The 15,839-nt window shown below is 64.3% G+C and carries 12 protein-coding genes and 1 pseudogene; 7 read left to right on the top strand and 6 right to left on the bottom strand.

Annotated features, from left to right (window positions below; translation table 11 throughout):
• The first annotated feature begins 54 nt into the window (after nucleotides 1-54).
• The 5 genes and pseudogenes from mnmE to AB3L03_RS17660 all read left to right on the top strand — a co-directional run bounded on the left by mnmE (nucleotide 55) and on the right by AB3L03_RS17660 (nucleotide 6,350).
• Nucleotides 55-1,412, top strand: a pseudogene (gene mnmE, locus AB3L03_RS17640) (tRNA uridine-5-carboxymethylaminomethyl(34) synthesis GTPase MnmE).
• Between the two features lie 428 nt (nucleotides 1,413-1,840).
• Nucleotides 1,841-3,721 (top strand): tRNA uridine-5-carboxymethylaminomethyl(34) synthesis enzyme MnmG, encoded by a 1,881-nt coding sequence (mnmG, locus tag AB3L03_RS17645; protein WP_368508969.1) that lies wholly within the window; start codon nucleotides 1,841-1,843, stop codon nucleotides 3,719-3,721.
• A gap of 7 nt (nucleotides 3,722-3,728) precedes the next feature.
• Entirely contained in the window at nucleotides 3,729-4,502 is a 774-nt protein-coding gene (gene rsmG / locus AB3L03_RS17650; RefSeq protein ID WP_085359575.1) for a 16S rRNA (guanine(527)-N(7))-methyltransferase RsmG, read from the top strand.
• A gap of 29 nt (nucleotides 4,503-4,531) precedes the next feature.
• The gene (locus AB3L03_RS17655; RefSeq protein ID WP_027514828.1) at nucleotides 4,532-5,386 is read left to right on the top strand and encodes a ParA family protein; all 855 of its coding nucleotides are present in this window, start codon (nucleotides 4,532-4,534) and stop codon (nucleotides 5,384-5,386) included.
• A 79-nt stretch (nucleotides 5,387-5,465) separates the two neighbouring features.
• Complete coding sequence (locus AB3L03_RS17660; protein ID WP_085384736.1) at nucleotides 5,466-6,350, top strand: ParB/RepB/Spo0J family partition protein; 885 nt, start codon at nucleotides 5,466-5,468, stop codon at nucleotides 6,348-6,350.
• Between the two features lie 154 nt (nucleotides 6,351-6,504).
• On the opposite strand, the gene holA is transcribed toward AB3L03_RS17660, so the two are convergent.
• The 4 genes from holA to AB3L03_RS17680 form a co-directional block, all read right to left on the bottom strand.
• Nucleotides 6,505-7,533, bottom strand: coding sequence for a DNA polymerase III subunit delta (holA, locus tag AB3L03_RS17665; protein WP_368508970.1), 1,029 nt, complete (start codon nucleotides 7,531-7,533; stop codon nucleotides 6,505-6,507).
• Nucleotides 7,534-7,580: 47 nt separating this feature from the next.
• Nucleotides 7,581-8,132, bottom strand: coding sequence for an LPS assembly lipoprotein LptE (gene lptE, locus AB3L03_RS17670; RefSeq protein WP_018459648.1), 552 nt, complete (start codon nucleotides 8,130-8,132; stop codon nucleotides 7,581-7,583).
• A complete protein-coding gene (leuS, locus tag AB3L03_RS17675; protein WP_368508971.1) occupies nucleotides 8,119-10,743 on the bottom strand; it encodes a leucine--tRNA ligase in 2,625 nt (874 codons plus the stop codon). The genes lptE and leuS overlap by 14 nt, the downstream gene beginning before the upstream one ends.
• Before the next feature lie 197 nt (nucleotides 10,744-10,940).
• The gene (locus tag AB3L03_RS17680) at nucleotides 10,941-12,638 is read right to left on the bottom strand and encodes a diguanylate cyclase (RefSeq protein ID WP_018459650.1); all 1,698 of its coding nucleotides are present in this window, start codon (nucleotides 12,636-12,638) and stop codon (nucleotides 10,941-10,943) included.
• 108 nt (nucleotides 12,639-12,746) lie between these two features.
• On the opposite strand from AB3L03_RS17680, the gene AB3L03_RS17685 reads away from it, so the two are divergent.
• Nucleotides 12,747-13,436 carry a YggS family pyridoxal phosphate-dependent enzyme gene (locus tag AB3L03_RS17685; protein ID WP_368508972.1) on the top strand — a complete coding sequence of 230 codons (690 nt, stop codon included), beginning with the start codon at nucleotides 12,747-12,749 and terminating at the stop codon, nucleotides 13,434-13,436.
• A gap of 138 nt (nucleotides 13,437-13,574) precedes the next feature.
• Here the strand turns inward: AB3L03_RS17685 and AB3L03_RS17690 are convergent, their stop codons facing one another.
• Entirely contained in the window at nucleotides 13,575-14,348 is a 774-nt protein-coding gene (locus AB3L03_RS17690; protein ID WP_368508973.1) for a 2-keto-4-pentenoate hydratase, read from the bottom strand.
• A 6-nt stretch (nucleotides 14,349-14,354) separates the two neighbouring features.
• Nucleotides 14,355-14,891 (bottom strand): L,D-transpeptidase, encoded by a 537-nt coding sequence (locus tag AB3L03_RS17695; protein ID WP_368508974.1) that lies wholly within the window; start codon nucleotides 14,889-14,891, stop codon nucleotides 14,355-14,357.
• Between the two features lie 235 nt (nucleotides 14,892-15,126).
• Between AB3L03_RS17695 and AB3L03_RS17700 the strand changes: the two genes are divergently transcribed.
• Nucleotides 15,127-15,813, top strand: a complete 687-nt coding sequence (locus AB3L03_RS17700; protein ID WP_007598630.1) for a response regulator transcription factor — start codon at nucleotides 15,127-15,129, stop codon at nucleotides 15,811-15,813.
• Nucleotides 15,814-15,839 lie beyond the last annotated feature (26 nt).

Here is a 15,839-nt window from a genome sequence, read left to right on the forward strand (position 1 = left end):
TTTGTCAGCCGAAACGGATGTTTGCCTTTTCCCTTTCAGCCGGACAAATAGGCTATGTATCCGCGAGACCACACCATCTTTGCACTGTCGTCTGGCCGTCCGCCAAGTGCGCTTGCGGCGGTGCGTGTCTCCGGGCCAGGCGCCAGCCTGGTGCTGACGACGCTGGCGGGCAAGCTGCCGGCGCCGAGGCAGGCCAGCCGCCGGCTCCTTCATGACGGCGTGGGCCAGCCGATCGACGATTCGGTGGTGTTGTGGTTTCCGGGGCCCGGCAGCGCGACCGGCGAGGACGTCGCCGAATTTCACGTCCATGGCGGCCGCGCGGTGCTGGCCGCACTGTTTACCGCAATTTCCGTAATTCCGAATATGCGAGCTGCCGAACCGGGCGAATTCACCCGGCGCGCCTTCGAGAACGGCAAGCTCGACCTGACCGAGGCGGAGGGCCTCGACGATCTCATTCATGCCGACACCGACCGCCAGCGCCGCCAGGCGTTGCGGCAGTTGCAGGGTCTCCTCGGCAACCGCGCGCGCGACTGGCGCGAGCGCATCATCGACGCCTCGGCCTTGATCGAGGCCGGCATCGATTTCTCCGACGAGGGCGATGTGCCCGCCGAGTTGAGAGCGCCTGCGGTCAAGGCGATCAGTGCGCTGCATGACGAAATCGCAGAAGTCCTTGCGGCACAGGGACAAGCTGAACGCTTGCGCGACGGCCTGGTGGTTGCGATCGCGGGCGAGCCGAATGTCGGCAAGTCGACGCTGATCAACCAGCTCGCGCGCCGCGACGTCGCGATCGTCTCGCCGCATGCCGGCACGACACGCGATGTGATCGAGGTGCAGCTCGATCTTGATGGCTATCCCGTCACGGTGATCGACACGGCCGGCATTCGCGAGACCGACGATCCGGTGGAGCAGGAGGGTGTTCGCCGGGCGCGAGCCCGAGCCGAAGACGCCGACCTCGTGTTGTGGCTGGTGGAGGCGGGGCGCGCGGTCGATCCGGCCGCAATGCCGTTGCTGGGGAAGTCCGGCAACGCAGGCAGCCGCTCCGGCGGTTCGGTCTGGATCGTGCGCAACAAGATCGATCTCGGCGGGGTCGAGGACGTCGGCCTGCACGGTGAGTTCGGAATCGCCGCCAGCCGGGGGACGGCATTCCCGAGCTGGTCCATGCTATGGTGAAATTCGCCGCCGACTTCTTCGGAACGACTGAGGGCGCGTTGGTGACGCGAGCCCGGCAGCGGGATTTGCTGCGCCGAGCGTCGGACAGCTTGCGGCGGAGTCTGGAGCTTGTAGAAGACAGCGAGGAGCTTGCTGCCGAAGAGCTGCGCGCTGCGGCCTATGCCTTGGGCCGGCTGCTGGGTCGGGTGGATGTCGAGGACGTCCTGGGGGCGATTTTTCAGAAGTTCTGCGTTGGGAAGTAGACCTAGTTCTTCATTGTAGAACTAGCCTTTGTTCCACTTCTTCGTTTCACGTGAATCAGTCGCGTTCCGAGACGTTTCACGTGAAACGTGGCTCCATTACCCATATTTGCTGGCAAACGTGGCAGCTAAGGGAGCGGGTGAGCGGAGAGATCCCGGATCACTCCGCTCGCGATGATGGGAGTATGCCGCTGCCATCGAGCTTCGGAGACCGGGCCGCATCTGGACGTTACGGCCCTTCAGTAGACACTTTATGCTTCGGGAGCTCCGTTTTCTACCGCTGAAAATGATAATTTTTCCAAGGGCGGTTCTACTATGCATGGGGTTGTTTCGCGAAAACATCTGGGCTCCGCTTGCACCGTTTCACGTGAAACAACCGCCTTTCCAGTTTCCGCTTCCGGCTTCCCCGCCTCTGAGCTAGAAGTCCGTCCATGCGAACAGAGCGAGAGAGCTTCGACGTCATTGTGATTGGCGGCGGCCATGCCGGCTGTGAGGCCGCTTCTGCCTCTGCCCGGATGGGCGCGGCGACCGCTCTGGTCACGCACCGCTTCTCCACGGTCGGCGCGATGTCCTGCAATCCCGCCATTGGCGGTCTCGGCAAGGGCCATCTGGTTCGCGAGGTCGACGCGCTCGATGGTCTGATGGGCCGGGTCGGCGACGCCGGCGGTATTCAGTTTCGCGTTCTCAATCGCCGTAAGGGCCCAGCGGTCCGTGGTCCGCGCGCGCAGGCCGACCGGAAGCTCTATGCGGCCGCGATGCAGGCGGCGATCCGGGAGACCGAGGGTCTTTCCGTGGTCGAAGGCGAAGCGGACGAGCTGATCGTGGTCGAGGGACGGGTGATCGGCCTGCGCCTGGCAGATGGCCGCGAGCTTCGGGCAGGGGCCGTCGTCGTCACCACCGGCACCTTCCTCCGCGGTCTGATCCATCTCGGAGAGAAGATTTGGCCCGCCGGCAGGGTCGGCGAGGCGCCAGCGATGGGCCTTTCGACCTCCTTCGAGCGCGCGGGGTTCACCCTCGGACGGCTCAAGACAGGGACCCCGCCGCGTCTGGATGGGACGACGATCGACTGGTCGGCGGTCGAGATGCAGCCGGGGGACGAGCCTCCGGAGCCGTTTTCCGTGATGACCGAGCGGATCACGACGCCACAGATCCAGTGCGGGATCACCCGGACAAATTCCGCGACTCACGAGGTGATCCGGGCCAATGTTCATCGCTCTCCGATGTACTCCGGCCAGATCAAGAGCTCCGGACCGCGTTATTGCCCCTCGATCGAGGACAAGATCGTTCGCTTCGGCGATCGCGACGGTCACCAGATCTTCCTGGAGCCGGAAGGGCTCGACGACAGCACTGTCTATCCCAACGGCATCTCGACCTCGCTGCCGGAGGAGGTTCAGCTCGCCATCCTCGCAACCATTCCCGGCCTGGAGCGGGTGAAGATGGTCCGGCCGGGCTATGCCATCGAATACGACCACATCGATCCGCGTGAGCTCGATCCGACCCTCCAGACCAAGCGTCTGCGCGGCTTGTTCCTGGCTGGCCAGATCAACGGCACGACCGGATACGAGGAAGCCGCCGGCCAAGGCATCGTGGCCGGGCTGAACGCGGCATTGGCTGCGAGCGGCGCCGCGCTGACAGTGTTCGACCGAGCTGATGGCTATCTCGGCGTGATGATCGACGACCTCGTCACCCGCGGCATCAGCGAACCCTATCGGATGTTCACCTCCAGGGCCGAGTACCGGCTGACACTGCGTGCGGACAACGCCGACCAGCGTCTAACCGAGAAGGGCATCGCCTCGGGATGCGTCGGGAGCGCCCGGACCGTGCATCACCGCGCCAAGATGGTCGCCTTGAATGCGGCACGAGCGCTCTCGAAGTCGCTGACGGTCACCCCGAACGAGGCCATTAAGCAGGGTCTGACCCTGAACCGGGACGGCCAGCGGCGCTCGGCTTTCGAACTGATGGCCTATCCCGATATTGGCTGGAGCCAGGTCCGTGCGATCTGGCCCGAGCTGTCCGGCATTGATCCCGTCATTGCCACCCATCTCGAGATCGACGCGAAGTACGATGTCTATCTGGAGCGCCAGAGCGCGGACGTCGAAGCCTTCAGGCGGGACGAGGGGATGGTGTTGTCGGACGTCGATTACCAGCAGGTCCCCGGTCTCTCCAATGAGGTGCGGGCCAAGCTGGAGAACGCGCGGCCGTTCACCGTTGGCCAGGCCGGCCGAATCGACGGCATGACGCCTGCCGCGCTCGGCATTCTTGCGGCCTATCTCCGCCGCGAAGCGCGGAAGACTTCCAAAGCAATCGCATAGGTTTCACGTGAAACAGCGCGGGACCGGCGGCGGCAGATCGTCATCAGGAAAACCCTCGGCGGGTGAGGGTGCCGGTGTTCGCTCCGAACCGGCGCCTGCCCGGCCAAAGATCGACAAGGCCAGCGCCAACGATCGATCGTGGGACGTCGTCATTGCAGCCGACAAGGTTGCGGCGCTCAACCTCGCGCCTGTTTCACATGAAACGGAAGCCCGGCTCGATCGCTACATTGCACTGCTACGGGAGTGGCAGGCCAAGACCAACCTCGTCGCGCCCTCGACATTGCCGTACCTCTGGACCCGGCACATCGCCGACTCGCTTCAGCTCGTCGCTCTCGCCCCATCGGCCAAACGTTGGGCCGACCTCGGCAGCGGTGGCGGCTTTCCCGGGATCGTCCTGGCCTGCGCCATGGCCGGGACGGCCGGGGCGAGCGTCCATCTGGTCGAGCGAATCGCCAAGAAGGCAGCCTTCCTGCGCGAAGCCGTGCGCGTCACGACATCTCCGGGAGTCGTACATCTCGCTGAGATCGGGGATAATGTGGATAGAATCACCGGCCCGGTCGATTGCGTCACCGCGCGTGCGCTGGCTCCGCTACATCAACTCATCGGCTTTGCGGAGCCGCTGATGCGCCGGGGCGCAAAAGCGTTGTTTCTCAAGGGTCAAGATGTAGAGTCTGAATTGACCGAAGCCACTAAATATTGGAATATTCAGCCGCAGCTCCACCACAGCCGTACAGGCGACGGTTGGATCGTCGAGCTGGCTTCCGTCGAACGGCGCGGGTGAGGCGTCAGGGGCCGAGTGGGGAATTTGCGATGAGCGTGATTGACGAACCGCAGCAAGAACAGACCGCCGCCGTCCCGCAGGGCCATCCGCGCATCCTGGCGCTGGCGAATCAGAAGGGCGGCGTGGGAAAAACAACCACGGCGATCAATCTCGGGACAGCGCTCGCGGCGATCGGCGAACGCGTCCTGATCGTCGATCTCGATCCGCAGGGCAATGCCTCGACGGGACTCGGCATCGATCGCCGCAACCGCTCCTGCTCGACCTATGACGTTCTGATCGGCGAGGCGAGCCTGCGGGAAGCGGTGGTGTCGACGGCAGTGCCGCGGCTGCATATCGCGCCCTCGACCATGGATCTCTCCGGCCTCGAGCTCGAGCTCGGCACCACGCCTGGTCGTGCGTACAAGCTGCGCGACGCGATCAGCGCGCTCAACAACAACGTTTCGCCCGACGCCGATTACACCTATGTGCTGATCGACTGCCCGCCCTCGCTCAACTTGATCACCGTGAACGCGATGGCGGCTTCCGACGCGATCCTGGTGCCGCTGCAGTGCGAGTTCTTCGCGCTCGAAGGTCTGTCGCAATTGCTGCAGACGGTGGAGCAGGTGCGCTCGACGCTCAATCCGAACTTGTCGATCCACGGCATCGTGCTGACCATGTTCGACTCGCGCAACAATCTCTCGAACCAGGTCGTTGCCGACGTCCGGCAGTTCATGGGCGAGAAGGTCTACAAGACCATGATCCCGCGCAACGTGCGCATCTCGGAGGCGCCGTCCTACGGCAAGCCGGTGCTGGTCTACGATCTCAAATGCGTCGGCAGCGAAGCCTACTTGCGGCTCGCCACCGAAGTGATCCAGCGCGAGCGCGAGCTTCGCACGACGCATTGAAGCGGCGTTGATCCTACGAGTTACGAGTTTCGACAATTCAGTTCTGGAGTGCTGCATCGTGAATCCAAGGGAGCTGGCGATGGCCGACGAAGCGCGTTCGCGACTGGGCCGGGGTCTTGCGAGTCTGATCGGTGACGTCGGCGGCGAGGCTCAGCATGTCGATCGGCCGCGCGCGCAACGCAAGGTGCCGATCGAGTTCATCAAGCCCAATCCGCGCAACCCGCGCCGCACCTTTTCGGAGAGCGAGCTCAGGGAGCTCAGCGATTCGATCAGGCAGCATGGCGTGATCCAGCCGATCGTGGTGCGCCCGGTGAAGGGTGCGCAGGACCGCTTCGAGATCATCGCCGGCGAACGGCGCTGGCGCGCCTCGCAAATGGCCGGCCTGCACGAAGTGCCGATCGTCCCCGTCGACATCAGCGACAGCGATGCGCTGGAGTTCGCGATCGTCGAGAACGTGCAGCGCGAAGACCTCAATCCGATGGAAGAGGCGCTCGGCTATCACGCGCTCGCCAACGAGTTCAAACGCAGCCAGGACGACATCGCCAAAGTCGTCGGCAAGAGCCGCAGCCACATCGCCAACATGATGCGGCTGACGAAGCTTCCCGCCGAGGTGCAAACCCTGATCACGAGCGGCGAGCTGACCGCAGGTCATGCCCGCGCGCTGATCGGCGTGCCTGATCCGCTCGCGGCCGCCAAGCGCATCGTCGAGGAGGGCCTCAACGTCCGCCAGGCCGAGGCGCTGGCGCATGAAGAGGGCGTGCCGGAGCGCAAGCCGCAGAAGGCGCGCTCGGGGGCGAAGGAAAAAGACCCTGACACGGTCGACCTCGAAAAGCGCGTCAGCGACGCGCTCGGGCTCAAGGTCACGGTGAGCCACCGAGACCCCGGCGGCTCGGTCCAGATCAACTACCGCAACCTCGATCAGCTCGACGAGGTGATGCGGCGGCTGGCGAAGGGCGCGCTGTAGCCGCTTGGTGTCGTCCTGGCGAAAGCCAGGACCTCATGCCGATCCACACGTCATTGCGAGCGCAGCGAAGCCATCCAGAATCTTTCCGCGGAGAGATTCTGGATTGCTTCGTCGCAAGGGCTCCTCGCAATGACGAGGGGACAGTGCGGGAAGCTCAGCTCCGCCGCTTCGCGTTTGCGGCGATCGCCATCAGCGTGCGCTGGGCGATGGCGGTGGCGAGGGTGGATTGCTTGCGGGTATCGAGCGCGGCGGTCGCGAGCTGCTCGATGATGACGGCGAGCCGCGCCACGCTGAAATTGCGCAATGCGGTTTCGACCGCGGGCTTCCGCGAAAAATGCAGGCGCGGATAGCCGCTGTCGAGCACCGCGGATGCGGGCGTGCCGTCGGCGATTGCGAGCGCCGATTTGTGCAGCCACGCCGCCTGACGCTGCGCCGCGGAGATGATCACGCCGGGGTAGGTGCCGGCGATCATGGCTTTGGCAAACTCGTTCTCGACGATCTCGGGCCGGCCGGCGAAGGCGCCATCGACGATCGGATCGAGTTTCAGTTCCGACGCATCGGCGACGACAGCCATCACGTCATCCAGCGTGATCTCGCCCTTGCCATGGGCATAGAGCGTGAGCTTGCGCAGCTCGTTGCGGGAGGCCTGGCGATCGCCGCCGAGGAACGACATCAGCGCCGCGCGGGCATCTTGCGCGATGCGCAAATTGGCGATGCGGAGCTCGTCTTCCATCAGCTTGGCGAGATCGCGCTCGGTATCGGGATAGCAGGCGATCGCGACGGCCGTCTTGGCGCGTTCGCAGGCCTTGCGCAGTGGCGATTCCGGGCGCAGCTCGCCGGCCTCGATCACGATGCGGCAATCCCTGACGCCCATCTCCGCCAGCGTGTCGATAGCACTGGCAAAGCTGCGCGAGCCGGCGCGCACGCGGATGGCGCGGCGGCCGCCGAACAGCGGCACCGTCATGGCCTCGTCGACGAGGCGCGACGGCTCGGCGGAGAGCTCGTCGCCATCGACCTTGACCAGCGAGAAGGGATCATTGGGATCGTCGACGGCCGAGGCGATCAGCGCATCCGCGCGTTCGCGGACCAGGCCGGCGTCGGGACCATAGAGCAGGATGATCGGACGGCCCGCATCGGGGCGGGCGAGAAAGGCGTCGATCTCTTTTCCGCGCAGCGCGACCATGTTGCCTGGGACTCGTCATTCCGGGCGAACCGGGGTGACGGGATGAATTAAGTGCCCGCGGTGAAGAACGAGGCGAGTCGAGTCGTGATGTTCTCGGCGATCTCGTTGGCGGCACGATCCTCGGCATCACGTACCGCGCGGTTGCGGCTGAAACGCTGATAGGAGCCGGGCATGTCGTAGGACACGCGGGAGAACGTGGTGCCTGTCATCACCGACTTGCCGCTGACGACCTCGATCAGATTGTACTGGGCGTCGAGACCGTAGTTTTCGCTGCTGGGCAGGCCGGTGTTGGGATCGACGATCAGCGACGTCTTGCTGCTTGCGAAGCGGATCTCGAGGCGGTGGGTTGGCGGCATGCCAGTGGCGCTGCCATAGAGCTTGAAGGCCAGCGCGTTGCGGACCTCGACGCCGACCCGGGCCTCGCGTGAGGCATTGGCTTTGGCGATCGGGGGTAGATCGACCCCCATCAGCTTCTCGCGCAGACCGGGGGTGCCGTCGGTGTGCTCGGCATACATCGGGTGGAAGCAGCCGGCCGTCATGGCCGCCAGTGCGGCGACCGCCAGCAAGCGGGCTGCGATGCGGATCCTAGCCGACAACATTCACGATCCTCTTGGGGACGATAATCACCTTGCGGACGGGTTTGCCATCCAAGGCCAGTTTTACCGCATCGAGGGCCAAAACGGCAGCCTCGATTTCCGGATTCTCGGCCGCTGTTGCAACTGTGACCTCGCCCCGCTTCTTACCGTTGACCTGGACCACCAGGGTCACACTGTCTTCAACCAGCAAATCGCGTTCGATTTGGGGCCAATTGGCCTCGGAAACCAGCCCGCTATGGCCCAGAACCTGCCAACACTCCTCGGCCAAATGCGGCATCATCGGGGAGAACAGCTGGACCAGGATCTGGCTGGCCTCCCGGATCGCCCAGGCCAAATCTGGAGCCGGCTGGCCGGGACGTTGCAAGATCTCCGCAAACGCATTGGTGAATTCGCGGATATGGGCGAGGCAGACGTTGAAGTGCAGTCGCTCGATTCCGGTGGTGACCTTGTCCAGCGCGCCATGGGCAGCCTTGCGCAAGGCGGTGGCGTCCGGGCCGAAGCTGGCCGGCCGGGCCGTCGGCGCGCCCTTGCCGGGTTCCACAGAATCGTTCACCAGCCGCCACAGCCGCTGCACGAAGCGCGAGGCGCCCTGGACGCGCTCGTCGCTCCAGATCACGTCGCGCTCGGGCGGGGAGTCCGACAGCATGAACCAGCGGGCGACGTCGGCGCCATAGGTCTCGATGATGTCGTCGGGATCGACCGTGTTCTTCTTCGACTTCGACATCTTCTCGATCGGGCCGATCTGGATGTCTTCGCCTGACGTTAGCAGCGTGGCGCGGCGGCCGTTGGCGCCGGTCTCGACCTTCACCTCGACCGGCTGGACGTAGGTGCCGTCGGCCTTCTGGTAGGTCTCGTGCACTACCATGCCCTGCGTGAACATGCCCGCGAACGGCTCGTCCAGGGCGATGTGCCCGGTCGCCTTCATCGCGCGGGTGAAGAAGCGGCTGTAGAGCAGATGCAGGATCGCGTGCTCGACGCCGCCGATATACTGGTCGACGGGCAGCATGCGGTTGGCGACCGCGGGCGTCGTCGGCGCGTTCTCGTTCCAGGGATCGGTGAAGCGCGCAAAGTACCAGGACGAATCGACGAAGGTGTCCATGGTGTCGGTTTCACGCTGCGCCTTGCCGCCGCATTTGGGGCAGCTGACGTGCTTCCAGGTCGGGTGATGGTCGAGCGCGTTGCCCGGCTTGTCGAAGGTCGCATCATCCGGCAGCTTCACCGGCAGGTCTGGGTCAGGCACCGGCACCACATCGCATTTGGGGCAATGGATGACGGGGATCGGGCAGCCCCAATAGCGCTGGCGCGAAATGCCCCAGTCGCGCAGGCGGAAATTGACCTGGCGCTCGCCGACCGGCGCGTTGCCGCGCAGCTCGGTCTCGAGACGCTTCGCCACCTCGTCCTTGGCCTGATCGATGGTCATGCCGTCAAGGAAACGCGAATTGATCATGCGGCCGTCACCGTCATAGGCGGTATCGGTGATGACGAATGATTTCGGATCCTGGCCCTCGGGGCACACCACCGGCGTGTTGCCGAGAGCGTACTTGTTGACGAAGTCGAGGTCGCGCTGGTCGTGTGCGGGACAGCCGAAAATGGCGCCGGTGCCGTATTCCATCAGCACGAAGTTGGCGACATAGACCGGCAGCTTCCAGCTCGGATCGAACGGGTGGACCGCGCGGATGCCGGTATCGAATCCCTGCTTCTCGGCGGTGTCGATGATCTCCTGCGCCGTGCCCATCCGCTTGATCTCGCCGATGAACCCGGCAAGCTTCGGATTCTTAGCCGCGGCTGCCTGCGCCAGCGGATGATCGGCCGAGATCGCCATGAACTTCGCGCCGAACAGCGTGTCGGGGCGTGTCGTAAAAATCTTCAGCTCGCTCTCGCCGGCCGGCGTCGTCGCCGCGTCGAGCGCGAAGCGGATCAGCAGGCCCTCGGACCGGCCGATCCAGTTGCGCTGCATCAGCCGCACCTTGTCGGGCCAGCGGTCCAGCGTATCCAGTGCAGACAGCAGCTCCTGCGAGTACTTCGTGATCTTGAAGACCCACTGGTTCATTTCCCGTTGCTCGACAACGGCACCCGAACGCCAGCCCTTCCCGTCGATCACCTGCTCGTTGGCGAGCACGGTCATGTCGACGGGGTCCCAGTTCACCTTGCGCTTCTCGCGCTCGGCGAGGCCTTCGCGCAGGAAGTCCAGAAACATCTTCTGCTGGTGCTTGTAATAGGAGGGATCGCAGGTCGCGATCTCGCGGCTCCAGTCCAGCGACAGTCCGATCGAACGGAGCTGCTTCTTCATCGCGGCGATGTTGGCGTAGGTCCAGGCCTTCGGTGCGACCTTGCGCTCGATCGCGGCGTTCTCGGCCGGCAGGCCGAAAGCGTCCCAGCCCATCGGGTGCAGCACGTTGAAACCCTTGGCTCGCATGAAGCGGGCCAGTACGTCGCCAAGCGTGTAATTGCGGACATGGCCGATATGGATGCGCCCCGACGGGTAGGGGAACATCTCAAGCACATAGTATTTCGGCCGCGGATCGTCGTTTTTGGAGACGAAGATCGCCTGTTGGTCCCAGGCGGCTTGCCAGCGCGGTTCGGCGTCGCGGGCGTTGTAGCGTTCGGAGGTCATGGAATCGTTGGGTTTTCGTGGATCTGGCCGTCTAAAGACGGCGGACTAGGCCATAGAAGTCCTCGGGGGGTCAATGGGTTGCCGCTGGCGGCGCGGCGCCGCAAGGCTGCTCCGCAAAAATACGGAGAGTCCTGTTCGGCTCGCCGGGCCTGGTCACCGAGAGCGAGGTCGATCGCGTCCGGGCTGCGGGTTAGCCCTCAGCCCGCCATCATCATTTCCGCCGCGCCGTTGTCGATCACCGTGATGCCATGCTCGACGACGTTGTTGCGACCGCGGTGCTTGGCGGCGTAGAGCGCGGCGTCGGCGGCTTCGATCAAATCGCCCGGACGCAAGCTCTCGTTGGGCTTGGTCGCGGCAACGCCGATCGAGACGGTGACGATCATGTGGTCGGAGGTGATGTGCGGCAGGCCCAGCTTCAGCACGGCCGCACGCGCCTGTTCGCCAATTTCGACGGCGCGCGCCACGTCGGTGTTCGGCAGCAACAGGCAGAATTCCTCGCCGCCGTAGCGGGCCGCGAAGCCCATCGTGTCGGCGGCGATGCCGGACAGCGATTCGCCGAGCCTGGTCAGGCAAGAATCGCCTTCGAGATGGCCGTAGGTGTCGTTGAACAGCTTGAAATGGTCGACGTCGATCATCAACAGCGCTAGGTCGCTGCCATATTGCTGCGCGCGCATCCATTCGAAATCGAGGCGGCTCTGGAAGCCGCGGCGGTTGGCAAGCCCCGACAACATGTCGATCGAGGCCATCACCGTGAGTCGGTCATTGCTCGCCATCAGCTCGCGTTCGCGCTGGCTGAGCTGTGCGGCCATCGCGTTGAACGCGCGGGCGAGCGGCACGAACTCGGCCGGCAGGCGATTGCGCGCGGCACGCGCCGACAGATCGCCCTCGCCCAGACGCTTGGCCATGTCGGCGAGCATCCTGATCGGCTTGATCACCAGTTTCTCGGCTGCGATCAGCGCGCCGAGCAGCACGAATACGACGACGAAACCGAGCTGGAGATAGGCGGTGCGGATGTCGCGGCTCACGGCCGCGGACACCTTGTCCTCGTCGATGCTGGCGATCAGGCGGGCATTGGTTCCGGCGATGCGGATATAGCTGACCGCGCGGCGGGAGCCGTCGGCAGCGAGGAAAGAGAGTGAACCTTCGTCCTGGTCAGACCTCAGCGCCTTGTCGGCGATCGCCGACATCAGCGGCATGTTGTCGAGCGGACGTCCGATCGCACTATGCTGGTCGGCCGGTGCCGCCAGCACGGTACCGGTGCTGTCGACCAGCACGGCCGTGATGCCGGCGCGACCCCCCAGATTGCTCATGACCTTCGACATCCAGTCGAGGTTGACGGTGGCGAGCACGACGGCATCCGCTACGCCGCTGAAGGCGGACACCGGGTAAACCGCCATGACGGTCGGTGTCAGCACCGGGCGCGACAGGATGAAGTCGCTCAGGACGAAGCGGCCGGTTTCCTGCGCCTGCTGGAAATACGGCCGGTCACTGAGGTCCAGGCCGACATACATGTTGTTGGTGGCGCACTGGATGCGCCCGTCCTGGCCGGCGATCAGAAGCGTGCGGATCCAGGGAAGGTTCGACGGCAGGCTCGCGCGCAGCACGTCACAGCTCTTGCTGATGCCGCCGGCGGAGGCGCGGATGAAAGCTTCCGATTTCAGGATGGTCTCGACCGACGAGATCACCTCGCGCTGCGCATCGGCGCTGTGTCTTGCAACGGTGGTGAATTCGGCTGTGGCCTGTGCGATCTGCCGTGTGCGCGTGTCTTCCAGCGATCGGATGCGTTCGAACATCAAAGGCGTCACCAGAATCACCGCGAGCAACGCAAGCCGCGCCCGGATTCCGAGAACCTGCTTGAGTTTCGCTCGTTTGCGGTTGAAACTGACGTTTGACATCTTCGCTGCCCACCCCGCGGCTAAGGTAAAGCGAGGGGTTCAAAAACTCTTTCTTGAACTCGGTAAAATTAGAACTAGCTCCGCAACAACCAGCTCCGATGCGACATCATGACTGAAGCCAACGCCGCGCCGCTAACCGGCCATTCACCAAACGCGCTCGCCGCGGTCGAAGCCGAAATCGCGCGCGCCTGCAAGGATGCGCGGCGCGAGCGTGCCTCCGTGACGCTGATCGCGGTGTCGAAAACTTTCGCCGCGGATGCAATTACCCCGGTCATCGACGCCGGGCAGCGCGTATTCGGGGAGAATCGCGTGCAGGAGGCCAAAGGCAAGTGGCCCGCGTTAACTTCTGTTTACCCCGATATCGCGCTGCATCTGATCGGCCCGCTGCAATCCAACAAGGCGAAAGAGGCAGTCGCGCTGTTCGATGCCATCCATTCGGTCGATCGCCCGAGCATTTGCCAGGCGTTAGCCAAGGAAATCGAATCCCAGAACAAGCACCCGGAATTGTTCGTGCAGATCAATATCGGTGAGGAGCCGCAGAAGGCGGGCATCGCGCCCGGCGAGGCCGATGCTTTCATCGCGAGCTGCCGCGACACCTACGGGCTGACGATCTCGGGGTTGATGTGCATCCCGCCGGTAGACGAGCCGCCGGCGGCGCATTTCGCGCTGACCGCCAAGGTCGCCGCGCGCAATGGATTGAAGAAGCTCTCGATGGGCATGAGCGCGGATTATGCGACCGCGATCATGCTCGGCGCCACCCATGTGCGCGTGGGCAGTGCGATCTTCGGGCGCCGGTGAGAGCCGTTAGCGACGGCAGAGCGCCATACGAACTCTCGATTTCGTCATTGCGAGCGGAGCGAAGCAATCCAGAGTCCCTCTGCAGAAAGATTCTGGATTGCTTCGCTGCGCTCGCAATGACGGTGGTGTATGTGGGGCCTATTCAAACCCCACCGCCACCTTCCCCAGCGCGCCAAAGTCCGCGACAAACCGATCACCCGCCTGGATCGGAAGCGGCGGATGGCACGTGCCCGTGGTCACTACCTCCCCTGCCCGCAAGGTGATGCCGAGGCCACGCAGCTCGTTGGCCAGCCAGGCCAGGGCAATGCGGGGATCGCCGAGCACGTTCTTGCCGTGGCCGAGATAGCGCTGGCCGCGCAGCGTGATCTGCGGCCGCTCTTCGACGAGGTCCATGGCACGCCAGTTCGCATTCGTCGCTGCGCCCAGCACGAACAGATGCGCACAGGCGTTGTCGGCGATGAGCTGCGCCTCGCCGGCGCTGGCGAAATCGGCAAAGCGCGAATCGGGAATCTCGATCGCGGGATGCAAGCTGTCCACGGCGGCGAGCACCTCGTCGACAGTATATGGCGCCGCGCGCGGCGGCAGATCGCGCCGCATGCCGAAAGCGAACTCGGGTTCGCCGACGCGCATCGCGTTGCCCTTCATCGAGGCGGTGCCGCCATCGGCGATCACGGTGTCGCTCATGATCCGACCGGCCAACGGTCCCGCGACATCGATGTGCTTCTGTCCGGACTCGCTCGTTGCCGCGATCTTCCAGCCGAACAAAGTCCCGCTGAGCGCAGCCTGCACGGCGTAAGCCTCGGTGCGGTTCTGAGGCCGCAACTCTGGCTCCAGCGCGTCAAGCTTGGTGCCGTCGCGCCAATGTTTGACCAGGACCTGCGAAGCGGCGGCGATCTGATCCTTGTCGAGCATGTGTCCTCATCCGATGATGATTTTTGTTTTTGGTCCAAGCCGCCGCAGCAATTGTCGCATCGCCGCTTCGGTCATCGAGACGCAGCCTGCGGTGGGGCCGAAATTGTCGCGGGCCAGATGCAAGAACACCGCGCTGCCCCGGCCGGCGATCCGCGGCCTCGTATTGTGGTCGATTTCGATGATGAAGTCATAGAGATGGTCGGCCCGCTTGAGCCGGTCGCCGCCCTGCCCCTCGCCGAGGCGGATTCCCTGATTGTAATGACCGTCCTTGGGATCCTCGCACCAGGCGTCCTCGCCGGTGATGATCCGGGCCGGCAGGAAGGTCTGCGGGCGGCTGTGCCGGTCGCCCCGCCACCACAATCGCCTCGGACGGAAGCTGCCCCGCGGGGTGCCGCCATCGCCCTCGCGCTTGTTCGCCAGAATGCCGCCGCGTCCGAGCGCCACCGGAATCGTCAGCGCTCCGGCGGTCAGCCAGCCCCGGCGCGGCTTCCCGGCGGCAGGCTTAACGCGGATCACCGAGAGCGGCCCGGCGCTCCGGTTCATGGTGTAACTAGCTGAAGCAGCTTTATTTTTCATGTGAACGTGCGATGTCGAATTCATTACAGGACATTCATCAAAACGGCCTGCTATTCTAGGTTAGAGTGGTTCTGGCTTGTGAATCGGTAACAGCCCACTACTTCAAGACGAACAACAATAATAACGGCGACCCCTAAACTTCCCTCTCGGCTGGGTGCAGCATGGATGCGCGCCGCGCCGGACCCCAAAAGGATGACCCCCTATGGCCAATGCCCGCAAGATCCTGATCGTGGATGACGATACCGATCTGCGCGATACGTTGGTGGAGCAATTGTCGCTGCACGAAGAATTTGAAGCCTCCGCGGTCGATACCGGCGCCAAGGGCGCGAGCGCCGCGAAGGCCAATGCCCCCGATCTCGTCCTGATGGATGTTGGCCTGCCCGACACCGATGGCCGCGAAGTGGTCCGTTCCTTACGCAAGGGCGGGTTCAAGGCTCCGATCATCATGCTCACCGGGCATGACACCGACTCCGACACGATTTTGGGGCTGGAATCCGGCGCCAACGACTATGTCGCAAAACCCTTCCGCTTCGCCGTACTGCTGGCGCGCATCCGCGCCCAGCTCCGGCAGCACGAAGCCAGCGAGGACGCAGTGTTCTCGGTCGGCCCCTACTCTTTCCGGCCCGGCTCCAAGATGCTGACCGCCGCCAATGCGCGCAAGGTCCGGCTGACGGAGAAGGAAACCGCCATCCTCCGCTTCCTCTACCGGGCCGGCCAGATGCCGGTCTCGCGCGAGACCCTGCTCCAGGAGGTCTGGGGCTACAATTCCGGCGTCACCACCCACACGCTGGAAACCCACATTTACCGGCTTCGCCAGAAGATCGAGAAGGACGCCGCGAACCCGGAAATCCTGGTCACGGAAGCCGGTGGCTACAAGCTGGTGCCGTGATACGCTTCAGGGGCGTGCGAATCGTT

It is taken from the genome of Bradyrhizobium lupini, assembly GCF_040939785.1.
Taxonomy (GTDB): Bacteria; Pseudomonadota; Alphaproteobacteria; order Rhizobiales; family Xanthobacteraceae; genus Bradyrhizobium; species Bradyrhizobium canariense_D.